Genomic DNA, 6,000 nt, shown 5'->3' with positions numbered 1-6,000 from the left:
ACCAACACCAACACCAACAAGTCAGTTGACGACATTGATAGTGGAATGTACGCGCTAAATGGCGCTTTGATTGGTTTATTTATCGGTAACTTTTTTGGTGTGACACCATTATTGGCTTTAGTGACTGCGTTAGGTGCATTACTCACGGTGCCGATTGCCCACATCGTATTCAGTTTTGAGAAATATCGCGGTTACACTAGCGCCTTTATCCTCACCACTTGGCTGATTTATATTATCCAATCAACCTTTGAGCTGTCAGCGTTTTCTGCACTGATGCCACTCATCAGTATTGAGGCTAACTCGTGGTTCAACCTGCCGACAGTGGTGATCCCGTTGTTAAAAGGGATAAGCCAAGTCAGCTTCATCGAAAATGCGTTGTCGGGGCTCGTTATCTTAGTCGCCATCGCACTCAACAATATCAAGCATGCCATTTGGGTTATGCTCGCAGTAATAATTAGCACCGTATTTAGCGGGTTGATTGGCGCTTCTAACGAACTGGTAGCCCAAGGTCTTTACGGGTACAACGCCATTCTTGCCACTTTAGCACTTGTGCCCTATCCGCGAATCCGTTGGCCGTTAATCCTATTAGGCATGCTGTTAAGCTGTCTCATCACACTTGGTTTTCATGAACTGTCACTGTTACCACTCACCGCCCCTTTCATTTTGAGTACTTGGGGGATGGTTTACTTGTCCAGCCTGATCCATAAACGAACCATAAGTTAGCTCTGAATAGTTACAGGCCAGTTTTTAGGCGCTCAACATATTGCTTGGGTGTCAAACCTCGATGTTTCTTAAACATCCGATTAAAGCTCGCGACATTGGTATAGCCGAGCCTCGTCGCGACTTTATCTATTGGCACTGAATACATCAACAACTCCACCGCCACATTACTTAACGCATAGCCCATAATGGTAGAAAAGTTGATGCCTAAGTTATGCAATCGACGTTGAAATTGCTGTTCAGATAACCCAAGCAAACTCGACACTTTATGCAGTGTTGGCAGGCCGAAATGGCGACTGTAATTGATCATCTCATAGGTCACCTTATGCTCATCCGCGGCATCAGGCATGTTGAGGTAATTATCTAAGTCATGAAAGTTCATTGCCAAGCTCATCTTGCCGCTAGAAGGGGCTTGATTGCTCGATAACCTCGACTGGCTTGGTATCCAGATTTCAGTTCGTGGCTGGCCCCACTGAATATTGCACCCAAAATACTCTTGATAGAGTTGAGTGTTCTCGCGATAACCTGCGATAGAGACGGCTGCGGGAGTAAAGTCGTCTCCCAAGTAACGCCTTAATATCTTCATCATAAAGATGGCAACTCGAATTGAGTCATGAACTTTACCCACCTCAGTATAAGCAGGATTGTCGTAGCACCATTTGATGAAATTACCGACTTGAGCGCCATATAGAAAAGCCCCGGACTGCAAACAGTGCAACCCGATGTTAACTCGGCGTATAGACGACGCCAGATCGTGCCCCGAGAAAAACCAGTTAGAGAGAGGACCTAGCCTTTCAATATCCACTCTATCAGCCAGCTTCAAGATAATATTGGGAGGCTCAGTGGTTCAGTCTCCACATATTCAGCTGCGTCCCGATTCAACTAATGTGTCGGGAAAAACTTCCAAAGTCCACATCGACCCAAACCAGGATGTGACTGAAGGACAGCTAATTTACGAAATTGATGACACTAAATATGTCATCGCAAGAGACAAAGCCAGCGTTCAACTTGAGTCTGCAGAGGTCGCTTTAGACACAGCTCGTCAAGAAGTGAGCATTGCAAAAGTCAGCTATCAATCGGCGCTTGAAGACATCAAAGCTTCAGTCGCACAAATAGATTCGGCTAAAACAGACTTAGTACTGCAGTCAAAGACGCTTGATCGTTACCAGAAGCAAAACAAAGTGGTAGAACATACGATCACTGAAACTGACATCGACCAACAAACAGCAAAGGTAGACTTAGCGACGTATAACGTTACGACATTGGAATCCCAGCTTAGCAAGAAAGAAGTCGATGCCGAGAATGCGAAGTTGAACATCCACAAAGCTGAAACCAATGTGAGCAAGAAGCAAACTGAGGTCGATTCAGCAAAGGCAACACTGGCACAAGCACAATGGGACTTGAACAGCACCAAAGTCACGGCACCGACTGACGGCTTTGTAACGAACTTTATTCTTCGTGAAGGTCAGCGTGTTTCAATGATGCCTCGTATCCAGATGTATACCGAAGAGAAGTACGTGCTGATGCGAGTTAACCACCAAGCGATTCGTAATATTAAGGTCGGTCAACCTGCGGAATTTGCGACAGCGGTATACCCAGGAAAAGTGTTCTCTGCAACCGTAGAAGGCATTGTAGAAGCCACTGGTGAAGCGCAAGCAAGTTTGCTGGGTATCGATGAGCAGGTTCGTGTTACCACAGGCAAAAACCTTCAGAACAAGTACCACTTTGTTCGTTTAAAAATTGATGAGGCAGAGGGTTACGATATTCCTGTTGGCTCTGTCGGATTAGCGTGGGTAAGCGGTGAGAAGCCTATCAGCTTTATGGCGTTCCTAGACGTAATACGCGGGATCATCATTAGAATGAAGTCTCAACTGTACTTCTTCTACTCCATCTAATACTTCCTATTGGTGAAACAATACCCAAGCCCGTGCGCTCTTAGATCGCACGGGCTTTTTGTTTATTTCACCATTCGTCGCCAGAAAGAACACAAACCCGAAAAACGAATAAACACTCTAAAGTTGCAAATCGCAATTGCATTTTGCAATTGGGCATTTCAAAAACGCAAATTAAACGCTCAAATACGCACCAGATTGCTATAAAACTGCCGTTTTACGTGGTTTTAAAAGTTGGCACACTAACTGCAATGTATATATTGACCCTTCTTAAGCCGAGGGTCACCTAGCCAACTGACGTTGTTAGTGAACCTATTCTTGTTCACAAAATATATAGGCCAATTGCGATTATTGCGATTGGCTATTTTTTTGCCTGCAGTTTGGCCAACCGCCCTCTTTTTCGATACAGACACCCATTCAGACGTATAATAATAAGCATTCATAGCCAACCAAGAACAGCAGATAACCAACGCATTATAGAAAACGTTTTCTATTTGTTTTTTTTAAATAAAGACAGAAAATAACCCTATGTTTTACAAGATAATTACTGCAATAACTGGTTTTTATGGGCAATTATTGACAAAATTAGCATTGACTATGTGATTTATATCACCATAATGCGCAAGTTTGCCTGCAATACGGCGACCGTTAATTTTAATTTTGATCATTTGCGGAGGTAAAAAATGGCTGCTGATAATAACTACAGTCTAGGGCCGGTTCCTACATCGGCTAGGAAAGGAGTCGCTTCACTCACCATGGTAATGCTTGGACTCACTTTCTTCTCTGCAAGTATGTGGACAGGTGGTTCACTCGGGACAGGTCTTTCATTCAACGATTTCTTCCTCGCCGTTCTCATCGGTAACCTAATCCTCGGTATTTACACTTCTTTTCTTGGCTACATCGGCTCATCTACTGGCCTCTCTACCCACCTCCTTGCTCGTTTCTCTTTCGGTACTAAAGGCTCATGGCTTCCTTCTGCTTTACTTGGTGGTACACAAGTCGGTTGGTTTGGTGTGGGTGTTGCGATGTTTGCTATTCCAGTACAAAAAGCAACGGGCATTGATACCAACACCTTGATTATCGTATCTGGCTTATTGATGACGGGTACAGTGTACTTCGGCATTCAAGCGCTAATGGTGCTTTCAGCGATTGCAGTGCCTGCGATTGCGATTCTGGGTGGTTACTCAGTACTGACTGCGGTAGACAGTGTTGGTGGACTAGAGCAATTGCAACTTATTAAACCAGAGACGCCAATGGACTTTTCAATGGCTCTTGCAATGGTTGTAGGTTCGTTCGTAAGTGCGGGTACGTTAACGGCCGATTTCGTTCGCTTTGGTAAAAAGCCAGCAAGCGCAGTATTAATTACTATGGTTGCGTTCTTCATCGGTAACTCGCTGATGTTTATCTTCGGCGCAGCAGGAGCAGCAGCAACCGGTCAGGCTGATATTTCAGATGTGATGATCGCGCAAGGTCTGCTGCTTCCAGCCATCATCGTGCTTGGCTTGAATATCTGGACAACCAATGAAAATGCACTTTATGCATCCGGTTTGGGTTTATCTAACATCACTGGTCGCTCAAGTACTACAATGTCAATCATTAACGGCATTATCGGTACGATTTTCGCACTTTGGTTATACAACAACTTCGTTGGTTGGTTAACCTTCCTTTCGCTGGCGATTCCACCAATTGGTGGCGTAATCATCGCCGACTTCTTCGCGAACCGTAAACGTTACAAAGATTTTGCAAATGCAGAGTTCCAAACCGTTAACTGGGCTGGCATTATCGCGGTAGCAACAGGCGTAGCCGCTGGTCACTTCCTACCTGGCGTTGTTCCTTTGAACGCAGTGTTAGGTGGTGCAATCAGTTACCTCGTGCTTAATCCTCTATTGAACAAAAAAGCTCTGAAATCTCAGGCCGCTTAAGGACACACTATGACAACCTTATTAATCAAGAACGCGAAACTTCAAGACCAAGAAGGCTTGAAACAGATTCTGATTGAAAATGGTCAATTTTCTCGCATTCTCGATAATGGCGCGCAAATCAATCATCAAGGCGACATCCTTGATGCTGAAGGTGGCATTGCAGTTACTCCTTTCTGTGAACCGCACATCCACCTAGATACTACTCAAACTGCTGGTGAGCCTAACTGGAACATCTCTGGCACTTTGTTTGAAGGTATTGAGCGTTGGGCTGAGCGCAAAGAACTGCTATCAATCGAAGACGTAAAGTCTCGTGCCAAGCAAACACTGAAATGGCAGATAGCTAACGGTGTTCAACACGTTCGTACACACGTTGATGTGTCTGACCCAACACTCGTTGCGTTAAGAGCGATGGTTGAAGTTCGTGAAGAGATGAAAGAGTGGGTCGACATCCAGATCGTTGCATTCCCTCAAGAAGGTATTCTTTCATACCCTAACGGCAAAGAGTTGCTTGAAGAAGCAGTGAAGATCGGCGCTGACGTTATCGGTGCTATCCCTCACTTCGAATTCACTCGTGAATACGGGGTTGAATCTTTGCATTATGTGTTCGAGCTTGCACGCAAGTACGACTGTCTGATCGACGTTCACTGTGATGAAATCGACGACGAACAGTCTCGCTTTGTGGAAACATTAGCAGCCCTTGCTCATAAGTTTGAAATGGGCGAGAAAGTAACTGCTAGCCACACCACTGCAATGGGTTCGTACAACAGTGCTTACACATCTCGCCTGTTCCGTCTATTGAAGATGTCAGGTATCAACTTCGTGGCAAACCCGCTAGTGAACATTCACTTACAGGGCCGTTTCGACGATTACCCGAAACGCCGCGGTGTAACGCGCGTTAAAGAGATGCTAGCAGCAGACATCAACGTTTGTTTTGGCCACGATGATGTGTTTGACCCATGGTACCCACTGGGCACAGCGAACATGCTTCAAGTTCTGCACATGGGACTGCATGTAACACAGGTTATGGGCTACGACCAAATCAACAACTCACTTGATTTGATCAGCAAGAACTCTGCTCGCACATTGAACATTCAAGACAACTTCGGTATCGAAGAAGGTAAGCCAGGTAGCTTGCTGATTCTTCCTGCTGACAATGGCTTTGATGCAGTACGCCGCCAAGTACCAGTGCAGTACTCAATACGCCACGGTAAGGTGATTGCAGAGACTCAACCAGCGAAAACAAAAATAAATTTAGATCAAACTGAAGATATCAACTTTAAGCGTTAATATCGTCTATACTAATGATCAAAAGGAAGCTGAGATGCTTCCTTTTGTTGTGTTGGACGAAGCGACAAAACTATCACTAAATCAGTGTAAATCTTGTACATTCGCACGGTATGACAAAAAAAGCACAAATTTCTTAAGCAATGCGTGTACATCTCAAAAGACTGTGTTAACATGCTCTC

4 protein-coding genes and 1 pseudogene are annotated in these 6,000 nt (G+C 44.8%); 4 read left to right on the top strand and 1 reads right to left on the bottom strand.

Annotated elements, in window-relative coordinates; genetic code table 11:
• Positions 1 to 723: urea transporter (locus tag AB4133_RS13560; RefSeq protein ID WP_372224748.1), on the top strand; the 723-nt coding region annotated here is incomplete at its 5' end.
• Positions 724 to 733: 10 nt separating this feature from the next.
• Here AB4133_RS13560 and AB4133_RS13555 read toward each other — a convergent pair.
• Positions 734 to 1,564: pseudogene (locus AB4133_RS13555) on the bottom strand (helix-turn-helix domain-containing protein); the annotation flags it as partial.
• Between AB4133_RS13555 and AB4133_RS13550 the strand changes: the two are divergent.
• From AB4133_RS13550 to AB4133_RS13540, 3 genes are all read left to right on the top strand, one after another.
• Positions 1,563 to 2,615 carry an HlyD family secretion protein gene (locus AB4133_RS13550; RefSeq protein WP_372224746.1) on the top strand — a complete coding sequence of 351 codons (1,053 nt, stop codon included), beginning with the start codon at positions 1,563 to 1,565 and terminating at the stop codon, positions 2,613 to 2,615. The pseudogene AB4133_RS13555 and the gene AB4133_RS13550 sit on opposite strands and share 2 nt — an antisense overlap.
• Positions 2,616 to 3,295: 680 nt before the next feature.
• Complete coding sequence (codB, locus tag AB4133_RS13545; protein WP_032545811.1) at positions 3,296 to 4,534, top strand: cytosine permease; 1,239 nt, start codon at positions 3,296 to 3,298, stop codon at positions 4,532 to 4,534.
• Positions 4,535 to 4,543: 9 nt separating this feature from the next.
• Positions 4,544 to 5,821, top strand: a complete 1,278-nt coding sequence (locus AB4133_RS13540; RefSeq protein ID WP_102332003.1) for a cytosine deaminase — start codon at positions 4,544 to 4,546, stop codon at positions 5,819 to 5,821.
• Positions 5,822 to 6,000 lie beyond the last annotated feature (179 nt).

Origin of the sequence: Vibrio sp. 10N.286.52.F8 (assembly GCF_041468745.1) — a bacterium.
Lineage (GTDB): Bacteria > Pseudomonadota > Gammaproteobacteria > Enterobacterales > Vibrionaceae > Vibrio > Vibrio crassostreae_C.
The sequence above is the reverse complement of the archived record's forward strand: the minus strand, read 5'-3'. Positions and strand labels throughout refer to the sequence as shown.

What these genes read in the sequence shown, in the direction of transcription:
- codB (WP_032545811.1), top strand. Translation starts at nt 3,296, where the DNA reads ATGGCTGCTGATAATAACTACAGTCTAGGGCCGGTTCCTACATCGGCT.
- AB4133_RS13540 (WP_102332003.1), top strand. Translation starts at nt 4,544, where the DNA reads ATGACAACCTTATTAATCAAGAACGCGAAACTTCAAGACCAAGAAGGC.